Below are 16,372 nucleotides of genomic sequence, written 5' to 3' on the forward strand. Positions count from 1 at the left end.
ACCTATGAAAACGACGAAGAAGCGGGAGAAACCTTGCTGCGCCGCCGAGGCGCTGCGCCGGATCCGCCGGATCGAGGTTGGGGAGGTCGTCGTTGGGCTCGCGATGCTCGACGATATCCTGGCCGACGTCATCGATCTCGGTCTTTCCGGCGAAACCGCTATCGGCGATGCGCTGATCAAACAGGTGAAGATCTACAACTACATCCCGAAGGAGGCCGAACCGCTCTACCGAACGGCGCTCCTCCGGGAGTACCGAAACGAGGTGAAGAAAGAATGGTAAAAGTTGAAGTACTCGGAACCGGCTGCGCCAAGTGCAAGCGGCTCGCAAAGAACGTAGAGACGGCGATCAAGGATCTCGGTATCGATGCCGAACTCGTCAAAGTCGACGACATCACCGAGATCATGGAGCGTGGCGTGATGCTGACGCCGGCGCTCGCCGTCGACGGCGACCTCAAGGTCTCCGGCCGGGTGGCGGACGTCAAAGAAATAAAAGAGATCCTGCAGGGGTGACGGACGTGACCCGCGAACGGCGCGTCATCGTCGCCTGCTGCGGTGGGTCGTATCCCGGACAACTCGCCTGCCACGGCGCGGTGCGGCTCGCCCGTGAAGGCTACGGCGATCTTGTCGGCGTCGCTGCCGTCGCCGCCGGCCATAGACCCGGGATAGAACGGGTGCGGGCCGCAGACGATATCGTCGTCATCGACGGCTGCGAGACCGGCTGCGCCCGTGCCGTCCTCGACCAGCTCGGGATCGAGCCCGACCAGTACATCGTCGTCGCCGATCTCCCCCTTCGGTCGACCGGCTACCTCGGTATCGACCCGCGGGACATCGACGCGGTCGTCTCTGCCGGATGGGTGCGGGATAGTGCGGTATGCAATCCCCGGAGGAGGAGAAACCATGGTGCTGATTGAAGTATTCGGGACCGGTTGCGCCAAGTGCAAGCGGATGATCAAGAACGTCGAGATCGCGGTCGGGGACCTCGGGATCGATGCGGATGTACGGAAGATCGAGAACCTCGATGCCATGATCGACCGGGGCGTCATGCTGACGCCGGCGCTCTACGTCGACGGCGAGCCCAAAGTCGTCGGGCACGTCCCCTGCGTCGAGGATATCAAACAAATACTGCTTGGAGAGAAGTAACATGACGAAACAGAATCTACCCCGGTGCGCCTGCGGAGGCGGCGAAGAGCCGGAAGGCGGAACGAAACGGATCATCTTCGCCTGCGCCGGAGTTGCGAATGTCGGCCAGCTCAGCAATCTCGCTGCGATCCAGCTGACACAGGAAGGATACGGCAGTGCAGCATGCGTCGCGCTCCTCGCCGCCGCTCCCGAAGGCTTAACGAAGAGTATCGGAGAGGCGGACGAGGTTCTCGTCATCGACGGCTGTCCCGTCCGGTGCGCTGAGAAGATCGCCGTCGCAAAGGGCATCACCCCCGACCAGCACCTCGTCGTCACCGTTCTCGGGATCGCGAAGAAGAGTTCGCTGGAGTTTTCCGACGCCGACCTCGAGACCGTTGTATCGGCGGTCTGGGAGGGGAAGGGAAGAGGCGAGGAAGAGAAGAAATGCCAGCCCTCCGGCGGGTGCGGGTGCGGCGGCGGGGGATGCTGCTAGGGTGAGAGCATGGCGGCACCACAGCCCGAGCGGCGCCTCTCCACCTTCGAGAAGTACCTCACGCTCTGGGTGGCACTCTGCATCATCGCCGGGATCCTCATCGGCAGCACCTTTCCCGGGGTTGCGGTCGCGCTCGATGCCTTATCCGTCTACCAGATATCGATACCGATAGCCATCGCGCTCTTCTTCATGATCTACCCGATCATGGTGAAGATCGACTTTGCCGAGGTGCTCCGGGCCGCAAAGACGCCAAAGCCCGTCGCCCTGACGCTCCTGGTGAACTGGGCGATCAAGCCCTTCACGATGTACCTCATCGCCACGTTCTTCCTCGGCTACCTCTTCGTCGACTTCATCCCGGGCACCGAGATCCTCCCAAGCGGCGTCGAGATCGAACTCTGGCGGAGTTACGTCGCCGGGTGCATCCTGCTCGGCATCGCCCCCTGCACGGCGATGGTGCTGATGTGGAGTTACCTCGCCCGGGGCAACGACGGCCTGACGCTCGTGATGGTCGCGATCAACTCGCTCACCATGCTCCTCCTCTACGCCCCGCTCGGCGGGTTCCTCCTCGGCGTCGCCGCGATACCGATCCCCTGGGAGACGATCCTCCTCTCGGTCGCGGTCTACGTCGGGCTCCCGCTCGCCGCCGGCTACCTGACAAGGAAGTGGATTATCGCCAAAAAGGGCATGGTCTGGTTCGAGACGACGTTCCTGCACTACCTGACCCCGGTGAGCATCGCCGCCCTCCTCGGGACGCTCGTGCTCCTCTTCACCTTCAAGGGCGACGTCATCGTCGCAAACCCGCTCACCATTCTCTGGATCGCGGTCCCGCTCTTTATCCAGACGGTCTTCATCTTCACGCTCGGCTACTTCATCCTCGCCCGGCGGCTGAAACTCGCCTACCGGGACGCCGCGCCCGCCGGGATGATAGGAGCCTCGAACCACTTCGAGGTCGCCATCGCCACCGCGACGGTCCTCTTCGGCCTCGGGTCGGGGGCGGCGCTGGCGACGGTGGTCGGGGTACTGATCGAGGTGCCGGTGATGCTGATGCTCGTGCGGATCTGCCTGCGGACGCAAGGAATGTTTGGAGATGAGGCAGCATGACGAATAGCAAACATATTGGAACCGTGCTCGTGCCGCTCGAGATGGCGGGGAGCAGCGACGCGATCCTCTCGGCGGTGGAGGAGATCGTGCGTGCCGGTGCCGACGAGATCCAGCTCCTCCACGTGGCGAACGTGCGGGATACCCTCGCGGCTCCGGAGATCCTCGACCACGACCGGGAGGTGCTCGAGGCGTGGCGGGAACGATTGATCGCCTGCGGCGCTCCGTCCGTGACCGTGGAGGTGGTCAGCGGCATGCCCTCGACCGAGATCATCGAGCGGTCGGAACGGGACGACTACGCGCTCATCGTTCTCGGATCGCACGGACGGAACCTGGTATCCCGGGTGATCCTCGGCAGCACCACGGAGGACGTCCTCCGGCATGTCGACGATCCCGTGCTCGTCGTTCGGCTGCGGATCGTCGAGACCGGCGATGAGGCGACCTGCCGGCTCGCGGCCGACCGGCTCGTTAAGCGCATCCTCTACGCGACGGACTTCTCGGCGTATGCCGAGCGGTGCATCCCCTGCCTCTCCTGGATAGCCGGGGCGCACCCCGAGGAGCTGACCGTCGTCCACGTTCAGGATCTCCGGCACCTCTCGTACGCCTCGAAAGAGCAGATGGCGGCGTTCAACCGGCGCGACGAAGAGCGGCTGGCGGCGCTGAAGCGGGAGTTCGAGGCAGCGGGGTTCGCGAACGTCGACACCGTCCTCCGGACGGGGAACGCGATAGATGAGGTGCTCGCTCTCGCAGAGGAGCGCGGCGTCACGCTCATCGTGCTGGGAGCGAAGGGGCGGCACGGGACTGTCGAGCAGATCTTCGGCGGCGTGGCCGAGGCGGTCGTGCACCGGTCGGCGGGGCACGTACTGGTGGTACGATAATTCAGGAGAGATAGATATGACAGAACAGGAACTCGTCGTCGAATGGCGGCATATCGGAGAAGACATCGAGAAGACCTGCGAACGGTGCGGGGAGACCGGACGGGCGGTGATGGACGTCATCGAAGAGATCCGGCCGATCCTCGAGGAGGAGGGCATCACGGTCCGGGTTGTCGAGACGGTTCTTCCAAACGAGGCGATAGCGCAGTCGAACAGCATCCTCTTCAACGGTGTGCCGCTCGAGGATCTGATCGAGGGGATGGAAGTAACCAGCACGCCCTGCGCCTCCTGCGCCTGCATCACCGGGCAGGACGATGCGGCGTGCCGGGCGGTCGAGTATGACGGCGAGCGTTACGAGTCGATCCCGCCGGAGCTGATCGCCCGGGCGGCGCTCAAAGCGCTCGGCATAGAGACAACAGCGGAGTGATTCAAATGACAGCAATCGAAGACATTCAGAAGATGGGAACCGCGATGAAGGAGCTCCTCGGGCTCTCCGGGTCGCCTGTCGGCGTGCGGATCGTGAAACGGAACGATGAGATCGCAGAGGCCGAGCCCGCCGGGGGGCACCGGTTCTGCCAGGCGCTGATGCGGGGGAGGCGTGGCGACCACGTCGTCGTGACCGCCGAGACGATCGCGTGCCCGGCGGCCGCCCGTGCCTTCGGGTTCAAGCCGCTCCCTGAGGCGCTGAAGTCGGGGAAGGGTCTGGTCGGTTTCGGGATCACCGCTGAAGAATCGGTCGGGCAGCAGATGTTCGCCGGGATGACTACCTGCAAGCCGGGCGAGATCGTCCAGCTCGACGTCTTCCCGCTGGATGCCGCCGGGAGCGAGCCTGATATCGTGGTCGTGGAGGACGAGGTCGAGAAACTGATGTGGATCGTCCTCGCCTACATGCACGCCCGCGGGGGAGAACGAGTCTCCGGCTCAACCGCCGTCCTGCAGGCGACCTGCGTGGACGCGACGATCATCCCCTATCTCGAGGACCGGCTCAACTACGGGTTCGGCTGTTACGGCTGCCGGGACGCGACCGATATGGCGGGGGGGGAGGCGATCCTCGGGTTCCCGGCGCACTACCTCCCCGGGATCGTCCGGCACCTCGAGTACCTGAACAGAAAGGCGCTCCCGCACTCCCGGGGCAAACACGCCCTTGCCGCGCTCACGAAACAGCGAGGAGGCGGCGACCCGGGATCCTGCTCGTCGCTCTGAAGCGAGGTGTGTTATGAAAAAGAGAGTTCTCTTCGTCTGCACCCATAATGCCGCCCGCTCGCAGATGGCGGAAGGGTATCTGAACGCCCGCTACGGCGACCGCTACCAGGCCTTCTCGGCCGGCACCGCTCCCGGAACCCTGAACCCCTACGCCGTCCGGGCGATGGCGGAGATCGGGATCGACATCTCCGGCCACCGCGCAAAAGACCTCGGTGAGTTCGACGAGCAGGAGATGGACGTTCTCGTCGCCGTCTGCGAGGGAGGGCTCTGCCCCTTCTTCCCGTGGGCGAAGGAGGAGATCCACAAGGAGTTCCCCGACCCTTCGACCCTCACCGGCACCGACGAGGAGATCATGGCCGGCGTCCGGCGGATCCGCGACGCGATCACCGCCTGGATCGACGGGACGTTTGGAGAAGACTGACTATGGCGGTCACCGTCATCACCTGCTCCGGGATCTCGAACACCGGGAAGCTGACCACCCAGGCGGGAACGATGCTCCTCCACTGCTCCTGCGGGGCGGTCGAGGCCTGCATTGCGGCCACCCGGCCGACGGCGTCGCTCGAGAATGCCGTGCGGCACGCAGACCGCATCCTGGTGCTGGACGGCTGCACCGACTGCTGTGGGAAGAAGAAGGTGGCGGCGCTCGGCATCGAGCCGCACCTGCACCTGGTTGCTACCGACTGCGGGGTCGTGAAGAACGGGATGGCCGAGCCCCGGTTCGACGAGATCGAGCGGCTCGCCGCCGCCGTGCTGGAGGCGATCCGACGGTGAACTGCGACCTCTGCGGGGCGCCCGGCACCCGGTTTCTCCGGGTGAACCACGAGAGCCGCGGGATCGTGCTCCTCTGCGACGCCTGCAGGGAGCGGGAGAAGGGCCGCCTCCGCCCGCTACCGAAACGGGGTGGGTGCTGCTAACGGGAGAAACCTTTTTTTCAGCGACAGGTGCATCGTCGGCCGGATGCCACCGGGGAGAAAGCATATATCTCGGTATGCACAATAGGCCGATACCACTTCAAACAAAATTGTAATAGTGACCTGCATAAGGAGTGTCCTCTGATGAAACCAGAAAGATCAAGCCCTACCGCATCCCGGCGCACGCCCGGGCGGCGCACCGGCAGCATATCCGGCCGAAAGATCCTGCCGTTTGTCGTGCTGGCGGTGTTCCTCGCCTGCACGGCGCTCTTTGCCGGATGCATCGCGGCACCCGAAGGGCAGGCCGCCGCCACAATCAACGGCACCGTCACCAGAGTCGAAGTCATCCATTTCACCACGCCGAACCAGTGTTACTCCTGCGTGGTGCTCGGCGACTATGCCGAAGAGACTGTGACGACGCACTTCGCCGACGAACTCGCCTCCGGGAAGATGGTCTTCGACCACATCAGTATCGCCGACCCGGCGCAGCAGGAGATCGTCGAGCGCTACGGCGCGACCGGATCGTCGCTCTGGATCGGCGTCTACGACGACCAGGGTGGGTTCTACCCGGAGGAGGACGTCCGGGTCTGGTACAAACTGAACGACAAACCCGGGTTTACGACCTACCTGAAGACCGTCCTTGAGATGCGCCTCCGGGGTGACCTTACGCAATGAGCCTGATGGGGTTCATGGAGACGATGGGGACGAGCAGCGTTCCCCTCGTCGCCGCGTTCTTCATCGGGCTGATGATGGCGCTCTCCCCCTGCCCGCTGGCGACGAACATCGCCGCGATCGGGTACCTCTCCCGCCGGATCGGCAGCCCCGGCCAGACCCTCATCGCCGGGTCGCTCTACGGCGCAGGGAGGATGGTCGTCTACGTCGGGCTTGCGGCACTGATCGTCATGCTCGGCCTCTCGGTTCAGGCGATCTCACTCTTCCTGCAGACCTGGGGCGAGGTGCTGGTCGGCCCGCTGCTGATCGGGGTCGGCATCGTGATGCTCGATCTCGTCCCGCTCAGTTTCGGATTCGGCGGCAGCAGCAGGCTCGCGGCGTTCAAGGAGCGGCTCGCCGATCAGGGCGTGGCGGGAAGCTTTCTCCTCGGCGTGCTCTTTGCGCTGACTTTCTGCCCGTTCTCGGCGGTGCTCTTCTTCGCCATGCTCGTCCCGCTGGCCCTCCGGACCGGCGACCCATTCGGCGTCCCGGCGGTCTTTGCCGTCGCCACTGCTCTGCCGGTGATCGCGTTCTCGCTGATCATGGTGACCGGGGTTGCGAAGGTGGGAAGCGCGATGAAGGCGGCGGAGACGTTCGAGTTCTGGATGCGGCGGATCGTCGGCGTGCTCTTCATCGGGATCGGGCTCTCCTTCCTCGCGGCAATGCTGCTCGGGTGACGTTCGCCGCTCCTGCCACCCCCTCCTCTTTCCGTATCCCGGAGGATTCGTGATGCTCGACCTCGCGTCTCGCTCGCGGTCGGGACGGCCGGGACTATTTCCACTCCCACATTCTGTCGTGCACTGTTCCGTCGGGATCGATCTCGACCTCAAAGGCCAGCGGCAGATCGTTGAGCCGGCTCATAACCGGCGATGTAGTCCGCAGGTGCCGGACTCCCCGCACGCTCCATCCGGATCCGTCTTTGGGCACGCGGATCCCGGAATCGTGCAGTACGGCCACCCCACCGCTCCCGGTCATCAGAGTCCGTCGCCTTTCAGGAACATGCCGCCCGGGAGCCTTTCCTTCGACCGGAACGTTGCGGTAACGGTGATCTCGGTACCAAGAACCTTCCCCTTCGACTCGATGAACCTCTCGATCCTCGGTTCCCCTCCACGGTGGCGGACAAGGCGCTGCTCGACCACCCTGCCCGTCATTTCTCCAACCAGTTCTCCGATCATATGTATCACCGGATGCACTGATCGCGCCGATGTATATAATGGTAGACCCCCCTGCTCGTTCGGTGCACGCACGGTGTCGGTGGCGCTGTTCCCATCCGCAGGGTACGGGGCGATCGCTTCTAGCATCCCCGCCGGGAACCGGCAGATCGAAAACAGATGAGGAATAAAATGGTATCTACCGGACGATCATCACCGGACAATCGGCGGTCTGGGCGATCTTCTGACTGACGCTGCCCATCACCGCTCCGCGGATGGCACCAAGCCCCCGGCTCCCGATGACGATCAGGTCGGCGTTCTCTTTTTTGGCAACTGCGAGGATCTCCGTGACCGGTTCGCCGAGCGCAACCTTCAGCGTAGAGGACACCCCCGCCGCCTCGAGCCGGTCGAGTGTCCCCCGCACCACCTGCCGGGCATCCTCCTCAAGGAGAGCATGGACGTCGAAGTTCGCCCGGACAAGCCGCGACTGCGACGGCGGGGACGTTGCGACATGCACCACCACGACCGTCACCTGATGGGAGAGCTCCCCCGCAAGCGTGACCGCGGCCTCCGTTGCCCGGCGGGCGTTCTCCGAACCGTCCGTAGCGAGCAGAATCGTACGAAACATAGCAAACTCCAACGAAAAACGGCGCCTTCGGCTGTATGCGTGCCGTATTCCCAATGGTTTACACCCGCACCATATAGACATACCGATGGTGGTGATACAGCGGCCGGTCAGATAACGGGAAACCTTCAAGTTCTGGTGCGGAAAAATGAATATTCACTTGCGGCACCTGCCGGACCCTTTTCCCCTCTGACTACTTTGAACCGAGGATCTTTTGTGAACTTAAAGATGCGGTTTGATCTGAGCGCGCTGAAGAAAACGTGGCTCTCCAACGTCCGGGGCGATACCCTCGCCGGGATGACCGTAGCCCTTGCTCTGATCCCCGAGGCGATTGCCTTCTCCATCATCGCCGGTGTCGACCCCATGGTGGGGCTCTATGCCTCGTTCTGCATCGCCGTCGTGATCGCCTTCGCCGGTGGAAGGCCGGGGATGATCTCCGCAGCCACCGGGTCGATGGCGCTCGTCATGATCGTCCTGGTACGCGACCATGGACTCGAATACCTCCTGGCGGCGACGATCCTCACCGGCATCATCCAGTTCGTCCTCGGGCAGCTGAACGTCGGGCGGTTCATATCGTTCGTCCCCTACTCGGTCGTCCTCGGGTTCGTCAACTCCCTGGCCATCCTGATCTTCCTCGCCCAGGTGCCGTTCCTCATCGGCGCCTCGCTTGCGATGTACGTGATGGTCGCGGCAACGCTCGCCATCATCTACCTCCTTCCCCGGGTGACGAAAGCCGTCCCGTCGTCGCTCGTTGCCATTCTGGTGATGACAGCCGCCGCCATAGCCTTCGGCATAGAGGTCCTTACCGTCGGGGATCTCGGGGCGATCACCCGGGCGCTCCCGCTCTTCCATCTGCCCGCGGTGCCGCTGACCGCAGAGACGCTCCTGATCATTCTCCCTTACTCCCTGACGCTCGTTGTCGTCGGCCTGCTGGAGTCGCTTCTGACGGCCTCGATCGTCGACGAGATGACCGACACCGGGAGCAATAAGGATCGCGAGGTTCGGGGGCAGGGAATTGCAAACTGCGTCGCGGGTTTCTTTGGTGGGATGGCGGGCTGTGCGATGATTGGCCAGTCGGTCATCAATGTCAGGTCAGGAGGGACCGGCAGACTCTCGACACTCGTCGCCGGTCTTTTTCTGATCTTCCTCATCATCGCCCTCGGCGATATTGTCGCGCAGATACCGATGGCCGCCCTGGTCGGCGTCATGATTGTGGTTGCGATCGGAACCTTCGAGTGGCAGTCGATTCGTGATCTCCCAAAGATCCCGGCAGGGGACGCGGCCGTGATGCTCCTAACGATCGCAATTGTGGTTTATACCCACGATCTCGCAAAAGGGGTCCTCGCCGGCGTTGTTCTCGCTGCCCTGATCTTCGGATGGAAGATCTCGGTCATCTCGGCGCCGGGCACGCTCCGGGATGACGGTGTCAAGGTCTACGCAGTAAAAGGCCAGCTCTTCTTCGGTACGATGACCTCTTTTATCGGTCTCTTCAATTATGCCGGCGACCCGGAACGGGTGCGGATCGATTTTTCTCATTCCCACATCTGGGATCACTCGGCCGTGGAGGCGATAGCCCGCGTCGTACATAAATACCAACAGCAGGGTAAATCGGTATATGTCATCGGCCTGAACCCGGAGAGCCAGGAGACGCTCGATAAGGGATTTTCCTGAGATGATCGGTGAAATGGCTCCTTTTGCCATCTCTTCTCTCGCATAGCGAGATGGCCGATCATGCTGCTGATCCTTGAGGCTCTTCTCCTCTGCCCGGCGGTTCGGGTTACTGGCGGTCTCCTTAAGTTCCTTCAGAATCCCCTTCATCACCGACGAGATGACCGGGTTCGGGAGCGATAAAGGCCGAAAATAAGAGGAATGGGTGTCGGAAAAGGTCTTGCCGGTCTCATCCAGATCTTCCTCGTCATCGTGCTCGACGATCTCGTTGTGCAGATGCGATGGCCACTCTGGTCCGCGTCATGATCGTGGTCGCTGTCGGAACTGTCGAGTGGTAGCCGTTCAGTGACCTCCCGAAATCCCGGTGGAGGATGCGGTGCGCATGCTCATTATCTCCACCGCCGCCCGGAAGAGGCATGATCCGCATCGGTGCGTTCGCTGCCAGGGGCAGCTCCCGGGTATTCAGGACTCTATCTGCCTCGGAAGCTTCCGGATAGGCCTGAACGGCACCGTGGAGCAGTATGCCTGATCTATTGCGGCAGGCGCGTCTCGCCGCCTTTAGGGCGAAATACGGACACAAAAGTGATTATTATATTATAAAATGCCATAAAACTACTCTTTGATAATGCGAAAGGTTTAAATATGCACAATTAAAAAAGATTGGTAATTGGCCGCAGGCACTGAAACAGCCTGCAGCAAGAATGTTTCGCACAAGCGCTCTACAAGATCCGCTCCTGTGGATTTTACCGGGTGTACTATCCCGGCTCTAGCCGGAGGCACGAGAGGGACGTTCTACGCTATACTGGAAAGATATGCATAAGAATCCGGGGACGTCATGACAGTCATAACCGTTGAAGAGCTTATCCGGCATCTGGACCGGATGCGGGCGTGTGGTCCCATACCGTTCGACGTGAAGGAAGGGGAGATTTTGGGACTCCTCTGCCCGAACGGCTACGGCAAACGGACGCTTGTCTCGATGCTTACAACACTTCTGATCCCCATGCCCGATTTTGCAGAACGGTCGGCGTTCGCCATCTTCGGGAACCTCGGTGACGTTCGCCGGAGCCTTGCAGTCGTCTTTCAGGAGGAGATCCTCGACCCGAAGATGACCGGACGGGAGAACCTCGATTTTCATGCCCGCCTGCACGGTATCGGAAAGGAGGTCCGCGATCGCCGGATCGACGATATACTCGAACGGATAGAACTCTTCGAAATGGCGGACGCCCCGGTTGAGACCTACACGCCCGGCATGGTCAAGCGGCTTGAGATCGCCCGAAGTCTTGTCCATAACCCGACGGTTCTCCTGCTTGCCGAACCCACGAGCGGACAGGACGAGTTCTCAAAACGAGGCATCTGGGACTATTTAAAACGACTGAACCGTGAGCGTGGCATTACGATCGTCCTCACGACGCATCACGTGGATGAAGTTGATTTCCTCTGCGACCGTGTTGCTATCGTCGACAGCGGGGAGATCGTTGCCCTTGATACCCCCGAGGCGTTTCGGAGAATGCTCGGTGGCGATGTGACTGCGCTCGAACTCGGGGATACTCTCTGATTACTCCGGCCACCGGATTGCTCCCGGGTCAGCTCGCCTCCTGCCAGAGGTCACGTCCACGGTCGGATCGCTCTTCATCCACCTCCATCAGCGCATCCGGGTATGGTGCAAAGAGGCTCTGCCTCTGACAGACGGGCTCACCGAACCGCGCCACCCAGGCCTTGAGGATAGTGATCGCCGGGCAGCGTGAGGTGTTCCCTGCCCGGTACTTCCGTATGGCATCGGAAAAGAGACCTCTTTCGTCTTTCGAGAGCTTCTCCGAGAACGACTGCATCACGCCGGTCATCACCTGTACGTAAGCTTCAAGATCCGGTGGGTGGGACAGGGCACGGTACATATGCTTGGTATACTCACGATAGGCCGTATCGAATGGTATGGTCGCATCCCCTGCAATCCGTTCGAGTGCGTGCTCTTCCTCAGGGTTGTACGCCCGGAGGAGGAGTGCATGATCGCTGTGGAACTCCCGGAGACGAGCGGATGAGCGTTCCGTCCCAAATTCGCGCAGTTCCGCGAGTGTGAAGAGTTTGGTCAGAAAGTGCTCCCGAATCCGATAGTTTCGCAGCCTTCCCTCATCTTCGATAGCGAGATGTGAACAGCGTTTCCGAACCTCTCTGGCAAAGAGCCCGCTGTTCCGGTCGGCGGCGGCTGGAACGTGAGACCCGCCGTAGATGCGGACATCCCGCACCCCGCACGACGGTGAGCGCGACTTGAGAATGAAACCGTCGATTCCGTGGAGCGACTGCAGGTACTCTTCGGCAAACGCTTCCATCTCTTCCGTGACATCCCTTCCGGTCGCCGGTTGCACAAGTCGTGTGGCGCCGCCGCGAGCGATGAGTCGGATAGGGTCACGTGGCACGCCGAGGCCGATCGCCATCTCCGGGCAGACCGGAAAGAATCTGACATGGTCTTTTAGTTCCCGAACGATTGGGCTGGCGATGATGTCATGATTATACCTGCACCGGTCGAATTCTATGCACCTGCTCACTACGACGTTCGGTGTTGCAAAGGTTCTCATGGCTCTTGCTGCTCCCTGAGTGCAAGCATCTATATATTCTCTCCCCCGCCAGACCGCCATCTACTTATGTCCTGCCTGTATGCTCAGTCTCATGGTTGGAATGAAAGAGATTGTGCGGGTTGCAGCGGTTCTCCTTCTGCTCATCGGCCTGATACTTGCTTCCGGGTGTACGGAAGGCGGCCTTTCCGGCGGCGGGGAGGGTAACTCCGGGGGAGGAGAAGAGGGTGTTCTCCCCGTAGGGGATGAGGGGGCAGGCTCTCTCGCGCCGCAGGAGGCACGGACATTCATTGAGATGGATGCCCCGATCGTCGTCGACGTCCGGACACCCGCTGAGTATGCGGGCGGCCACCTTGCCGGAGCGATTAACATCGACTCTTCCTCGCTTGGCAATCGTATCGGGGAGATGGATCCAAATGCGACGTACCTTCTGTACTGCAAGGCAGGCGTCCGGAGCGGGAATGCCCTCGGCCTGATGCAGGATGCCGGTTTCACCCGCGTCTACGATATCGAGGGCGGCATCACGGCATGGAAGGCGGCGGGTCTTCCGGTGGTGCAGGGGTAACGGGTCTGCCCCCTTTCTCACTCATCCTGTTTTACATACCTGATCCCTTCCTGTTCGCGGTACTCCGTCTCGACTACGATCGTGTTTGAGAGGCGGTTGAAGAGCCTCTGCTTCGATCCCGGCATGGCGATCCAGCCTATCAGACAGTCTATGACGAGGAGGAATGCCTTCCCGAAGCTCTCGATGGCTGCAGCAGTATATCCGATATCGTCCCCGGTGCGTCCGGTGACCTTGATATTCAGAGCCATCTTCCCGATTGACTGGCCCCGGTAGCCCTCGAGCACCGTCCAGTAGAGAAAGAGCAGAACGCCGTCAATGCCGATGGCATCAAACCCCACGGGGAGCAGGTGAGTGCGAAAAAGCGGCCCTACCTGTATGGATAGAGCTGAACCGAGGAGGCCGACGAGGATGATGTCGATGAGCCACGCCCAGAATCTGGTCGTCCACCTGGCGAGAACGAGCGTTACCATGGCGATACATTTCGCATCGGCTCTTCATAACCGTTCTGCCGGTGGTCTGGCAGCAGAAGATGGAGGTTGCAGAACCTCGCCCTGCTCATTGCGCCGAAGGATCGCTCTCCCAGAGGCCGAACCGGTTCTTCTCGGTATCCTCGCAGACGATATAGTACCCTCTGCCGGGGATGGCGGTCTTCTCTGTGATCACCGCCCCTCCCAGTAAGGCCGCACGTTTTGCAAACTCCTCCGCATCCGATACATCGATGAAGATCGTCATCGTCCGGCCGGGAGCGTCGCGCTGGTAGAGGTCGCCTCCGATGGCGCTCTCTCCGGCTGTGATCATCCAGAAATCCTCTCTTGAAACGCCGGGAAACGGCTCTATCTTCCATCCGAAGAGTGTCTGGTAGAAGGTTCGCGCCCGTCCGGTATCATCCGCAGGTATGTCAAACCAGGTGATCGTCGGCATCGGTATATCACCGTTCTCCGGGATGATCCCCGCTCCCGATAATCGTTTCCGTCGATCCGGATAGCATCGGCACGCTGAAGGCTTTATGATGTGGCACGGAGAGGGGGGTGGCGATGCACTATGGCAGCACTGGAGATGCGAACATTCGGGAAGGGCGACCGGAAGGTCACCGCTGTCGGGCTCGGGGGCGAAGGCATCCTGCGGACCTACGGTAGGGGGAAGGAGGCCGAAGCGGTTATACGGGAAGCGCTCGCCGCCGGGATCACCTATTTTGACTCGGCGCAGGCTTACGCGGGAAGCGAGGAGTACTACGGAAGTGTCTGGTCGAATGAACCCGAAAAGCGGCGTGGCATCTTTCAGGCGAGCAAGTCGGTCGACCGCGATCGTGCGGGAGCAGAGCTGACCCTCGAGAGGACCCTTGCGAGAATGGGAACCGACCACCTCGACCTCTGGCAGATCCACGACGTGCGATCATTCCCCGAACTGACGGCCATCGAGGGTCCCGACGGTGCTCTCGGTGCGTTTGTCGAGGCACGGGAGGCGGGGCTTGTCCGGAACATCGGTGTCACCGGTCACCATGATCCCTCGGTGTTGACCTACGCCGTCGAGAACTGGCCGGTGGACTCCGTGATGATGCCGGTCAACCCGGTAGAAGGGGCGCTTGGCGGGTTCCTCGATACGACGCTCCCTGCGGCACGGGAGCAGGGGATGGCGGTCATCGGCATGAAGGTGCTCGGGGCGTCGCACTACCTCGACCCGGACGGAGGCATCACCGCCGACCTCTTGATCCGCTACGCCCTTGCTCAGGATATCTCGGTGGTGATCGTCGGGTGCTCGACCCCCGGAGAAGTGCGGGCACTCGCGGCGGCCGGTCGGGGTGCCGCTCCGCTCGCCGATGAGGAACAGAATCTCCTCGTCGATGTGTTCAGGCCTTACGCACGGGAGCTCGCTTACTATCGGGGAACATTCTAAACGACTATCTTCCCGGGACACCAACCTGATTCCGACAGCAGATCGGGAGAGTCCCGGTGCCGGAGCGGAGCAGACGATGATGGTGGAGAATCAGGCACGAAGCGTGCGGCAGAGACAGTCCGGCGGGCGAGCCTCTTCACGCACCGTCGTTCTGCCCCTCGTGATCCTCGTCATCTTCATGGATATGACGGTCTACAGCCTGGTCATCCCGGTACTGCCGTCGTATATCCGCCTGCTCGGAGCTGACGCCGTGATGATCGGTATCATCTTCGGCATGTACTCTGCTATGATGTTTCTCTTCAGCGTCCCGATGGGGATGCTCTCCGACCGGGTGGGGAGGCGACCGGTTCTTCTGGCCGGGATGGTGCTCCTGGCCGTCTCGACCGTCGTGTTCGGCTTCGCGACGACGGTTTCTTCCCTGATCGCCGCGAGGATCATTCAGGGCATCTCCGCCGCCGCAACATGGTCGGCAGGCCTCGCCCTCCTCGCTGATACCTACGACCGCACCGAGCTTGGGGAGAAGATGGGCGTGACGATGTCGGCGATGGGTGTCGGGATGGTGATCGGCCCGGTTGCCGGAGGGTATCTCTATGAGCACGTCGGGTACGCTCTTACCTTTGTCGTCCCGTCCGTGGCAGCAGGTCTCGTCGCATTCATGATACTCATCCTGCCGCTCGGTCTTCACCCTCCGCCCTCCCGCCGATCTGCTGCCCTGCTGCCGGAGTCGGGCAGGCTCCATCTCGCCCTGTATGCCGCTGCCGTCGTCGCCGTTGCCGCAACCTACGGGATCATCGAGCCGTACCTCCCGGTCTACCTCGCCGATTCATTCGCTTCGTCGCCGGTTGTGGTCGGCCTTGTTCTCGGGCTGCTTGCGCTCGTCGGCGTTGTTGCGCAGCCGTTCGCCGGACGATTGTCCGATCGCTACGGCGGACATATACTGGTGACCGTGGGGCTCTCCCTCTCCGGCATCGCTCTCGCTCTCGTCATGGCGATGCCCGATCTCCTCCTCGTCGCTGTTGCCGTCTCGCTGATGGGGATCACCTTAAGTCTCGCCCTCATCCCGACGATGCCGCTTATTGCCGACCTCTACCGCGGCGAGGGGGCGCAGGGTATTGCATTCGGTATCTACAACACCTTCTTTTCGGTCGGGCTTGCCGTGGGGCCTTTTGCCGGTGCGCTGCTTACAGGCCTGCTGCTGCCTCGCACGCTTTTCCTGTTCCACGCGGCGTTTCTCGCCGTGACGGGGGTCTTCGGGTTCTTCATGCTCCGGAACGCGCACTTTCGGCGTGGGGGGAGATCGGCCGGTTCATCGGAGGGTCTTACTACCCCTCCGGAAGACGCTCCCCGGATATGATGCCTGTCCGGATACCGTGACACGCACAACGTTCTGGTCTTCCAGGGCAACCGGTCTGCTCTTTATCCCGTCCTTATCGCCGGCATCAGCTTTGGGTAGTTCCGGATCTACCCGGATATAACGACCTCGCCCTCTTCCT

Annotated in this window: 25 protein-coding genes; 19 read left to right on the top strand and 6 right to left on the bottom strand. The window is 61.8% G+C overall.

Translation table 11 applies throughout. The features are described from left to right. The first annotated feature begins 4 nt into the window (after nt 1-4). The 14 genes from ABH15_RS05615 (at nt 5) to ABH15_RS05675 (ending at nt 7,087) form a co-directional block, all read left to right on the top strand. Nucleotides 5-280: a hypothetical protein gene (locus ABH15_RS05615; protein WP_128693399.1), complete on the top strand. Its 276-nt coding sequence runs from the start codon at nt 5-7 to the stop codon at nt 278-280. Next, nucleotides 274-510: a thioredoxin family protein gene (locus ABH15_RS05620; protein WP_128693400.1), complete on the top strand. Its 237-nt coding sequence runs from the start codon at nt 274-276 to the stop codon at nt 508-510. Before ABH15_RS05615 ends, ABH15_RS05620 begins: the two co-directional genes overlap by 7 nt. 5 nt (nt 511-515) lie before the next feature. Continuing rightward, complete coding sequence (locus ABH15_RS05625; RefSeq protein ID WP_164913647.1) at nt 516-911, top strand: putative zinc-binding protein; 396 nt, start codon at nt 516-518, stop codon at nt 909-911. After that, the gene (locus ABH15_RS05630; protein ID WP_128693402.1) at nt 898-1,140 is read left to right on the top strand and encodes a thioredoxin family protein; all 243 of its coding nucleotides are present in this window, start codon (nt 898-900) and stop codon (nt 1,138-1,140) included. The genes ABH15_RS05625 and ABH15_RS05630 overlap by 14 nt, the downstream gene beginning before the upstream one ends. 1 nt (nt 1,141) lies before the next feature. After that, nucleotides 1,142-1,612 (top strand): putative zinc-binding protein, encoded by a 471-nt coding sequence (locus tag ABH15_RS05635; protein WP_128693403.1) that lies wholly within the window; start codon nt 1,142-1,144, stop codon nt 1,610-1,612. A 9-nt stretch (nt 1,613-1,621) separates the two neighbouring features. Continuing rightward, nucleotides 1,622-2,713: an ACR3 family arsenite efflux transporter gene (arsB, locus tag ABH15_RS05640; protein ID WP_128693404.1), complete on the top strand. Its 1,092-nt coding sequence runs from the start codon at nt 1,622-1,624 to the stop codon at nt 2,711-2,713. Continuing rightward, nucleotides 2,710-3,588 (top strand): universal stress protein, encoded by an 879-nt coding sequence (locus tag ABH15_RS05645; RefSeq protein ID WP_128693405.1) that lies wholly within the window; start codon nt 2,710-2,712, stop codon nt 3,586-3,588. Before arsB ends, ABH15_RS05645 begins: the two co-directional genes overlap by 4 nt. 16 nt (nt 3,589-3,604) lie before the next feature. Continuing rightward, entirely contained in the window at nt 3,605-4,012 is a 408-nt protein-coding gene (locus tag ABH15_RS05650) for a DUF2703 domain-containing protein (RefSeq protein ID WP_128693406.1), read from the top strand. A gap of 5 nt (nt 4,013-4,017) precedes the next feature. After that, a complete protein-coding gene (locus ABH15_RS05655) occupies nt 4,018-4,788 on the top strand; it encodes a DUF169 domain-containing protein (protein WP_128693407.1) in 771 nt (256 codons plus the stop codon). Nucleotides 4,789-4,801: 13 nt separating this feature from the next. After that, nucleotides 4,802-5,209 carry an arsenate reductase ArsC gene (locus ABH15_RS05660; RefSeq protein WP_128693408.1) on the top strand — a complete coding sequence of 136 codons (408 nt, stop codon included), beginning with the start codon at nt 4,802-4,804 and terminating at the stop codon, nt 5,207-5,209. Nucleotides 5,210-5,211: 2 nt separating this feature from the next. Next, entirely contained in the window at nt 5,212-5,559 is a 348-nt protein-coding gene (locus ABH15_RS05665; RefSeq protein WP_128693409.1) for a putative zinc-binding protein, read from the top strand. Continuing rightward, nucleotides 5,556-5,702: a hypothetical protein gene (locus ABH15_RS13600; RefSeq protein WP_164913648.1), complete on the top strand. Its 147-nt coding sequence runs from the start codon at nt 5,556-5,558 to the stop codon at nt 5,700-5,702. Before ABH15_RS05665 ends, ABH15_RS13600 begins: the two co-directional genes overlap by 4 nt. A gap of 141 nt (nt 5,703-5,843) precedes the next feature. Continuing rightward, complete coding sequence (locus ABH15_RS05670) at nt 5,844-6,374, top strand: nitrophenyl compound nitroreductase subunit ArsF family protein (RefSeq protein WP_128693410.1); 531 nt, start codon at nt 5,844-5,846, stop codon at nt 6,372-6,374. Further along, nucleotides 6,371-7,087, top strand: coding sequence for an aromatic aminobenezylarsenical efflux permease ArsG family transporter (locus ABH15_RS05675; protein WP_128693411.1), 717 nt, complete (start codon nt 6,371-6,373; stop codon nt 7,085-7,087). Before ABH15_RS05670 ends, ABH15_RS05675 begins: the two co-directional genes overlap by 4 nt. A gap of 94 nt (nt 7,088-7,181) precedes the next feature. On the opposite strand, the gene ABH15_RS05680 is transcribed toward ABH15_RS05675, so the two are convergent. The 3 genes from ABH15_RS05680 to ABH15_RS05690 all read right to left on the bottom strand — a co-directional run bounded on the left by ABH15_RS05680 (nt 7,182) and on the right by ABH15_RS05690 (nt 8,189). After that, the gene (locus ABH15_RS05680; protein WP_128693412.1) at nt 7,182-7,385 is read right to left on the bottom strand and encodes a hypothetical protein; all 204 of its coding nucleotides are present in this window, start codon (nt 7,383-7,385) and stop codon (nt 7,182-7,184) included. After that, nucleotides 7,385-7,585, bottom strand: coding sequence for a hypothetical protein (locus tag ABH15_RS05685; protein ID WP_128693413.1), 201 nt, complete (start codon nt 7,583-7,585; stop codon nt 7,385-7,387). The genes ABH15_RS05680 and ABH15_RS05685 overlap by 1 nt, the downstream gene beginning before the upstream one ends. A 175-nt stretch (nt 7,586-7,760) precedes the next feature. Further along, entirely contained in the window at nt 7,761-8,189 is a 429-nt protein-coding gene (locus tag ABH15_RS05690) for a universal stress protein (protein ID WP_128693414.1), read from the bottom strand. A 225-nt stretch (nt 8,190-8,414) separates the two neighbouring features. Here ABH15_RS05690 and ABH15_RS05695 point away from each other — a divergent pair, with 225 nt between their 5' ends. Next, a complete protein-coding gene (locus ABH15_RS05695; RefSeq protein ID WP_128693415.1) occupies nt 8,415-9,857 on the top strand; it encodes a SulP family inorganic anion transporter in 1,443 nt (480 codons plus the stop codon). A gap of 832 nt (nt 9,858-10,689) precedes the next feature. Continuing rightward, complete coding sequence (locus ABH15_RS05700; protein WP_128693416.1) at nt 10,690-11,409, top strand: ATP-binding cassette domain-containing protein; 720 nt, start codon at nt 10,690-10,692, stop codon at nt 11,407-11,409. A gap of 28 nt (nt 11,410-11,437) precedes the next feature. Here the strand turns inward: ABH15_RS05700 and ABH15_RS05705 are convergent, their stop codons facing one another. After that, nucleotides 11,438-12,424 carry a YbgA family protein gene (locus ABH15_RS05705; RefSeq protein WP_164913649.1) on the bottom strand — a complete coding sequence of 329 codons (987 nt, stop codon included), beginning with the start codon at nt 12,422-12,424 and terminating at the stop codon, nt 11,438-11,440. Nucleotides 12,425-12,515: 91 nt separating this feature from the next. Here ABH15_RS05705 and ABH15_RS05710 point away from each other — a divergent pair, with 91 nt between their 5' ends. Further along, nucleotides 12,516-12,986 carry a rhodanese-like domain-containing protein gene (locus ABH15_RS05710; protein WP_164913650.1) on the top strand — a complete coding sequence of 157 codons (471 nt, stop codon included), beginning with the start codon at nt 12,516-12,518 and terminating at the stop codon, nt 12,984-12,986. Between the two features lie 17 nt (nt 12,987-13,003). Here ABH15_RS05710 and ABH15_RS05715 read toward each other — a convergent pair whose 3' ends face one another. Then, complete coding sequence (locus ABH15_RS05715) at nt 13,004-13,456, bottom strand: RDD family protein (protein WP_128693419.1); 453 nt, start codon at nt 13,454-13,456, stop codon at nt 13,004-13,006. An 85-nt stretch (nt 13,457-13,541) separates the two neighbouring features. Further along, nucleotides 13,542-13,907, bottom strand: coding sequence for a VOC family protein (locus tag ABH15_RS05720; protein ID WP_128693420.1), 366 nt, complete (start codon nt 13,905-13,907; stop codon nt 13,542-13,544). 120 nt (nt 13,908-14,027) lie between these two features. On the opposite strand from ABH15_RS05720, the gene ABH15_RS05725 reads away from it, so the two are divergent. Both ABH15_RS05725 and ABH15_RS05730 read left to right on the top strand, forming a co-directional pair. Further along, complete coding sequence (locus ABH15_RS05725) at nt 14,028-14,879, top strand: aldo/keto reductase (RefSeq protein ID WP_128693421.1); 852 nt, start codon at nt 14,028-14,030, stop codon at nt 14,877-14,879. 76 nt (nt 14,880-14,955) lie between these two features. Next, entirely contained in the window at nt 14,956-16,233 is a 1,278-nt protein-coding gene (locus ABH15_RS05730; protein ID WP_128693422.1) for an MFS transporter, read from the top strand. Nucleotides 16,234-16,372 lie beyond the last annotated feature (139 nt).

Origin of the sequence: Methanoculleus taiwanensis, from assembly GCF_004102725.1 — an archaeon.
Lineage (GTDB): Archaea > Halobacteriota > Methanomicrobia > Methanomicrobiales > Methanoculleaceae > Methanoculleus_A > Methanoculleus_A taiwanensis.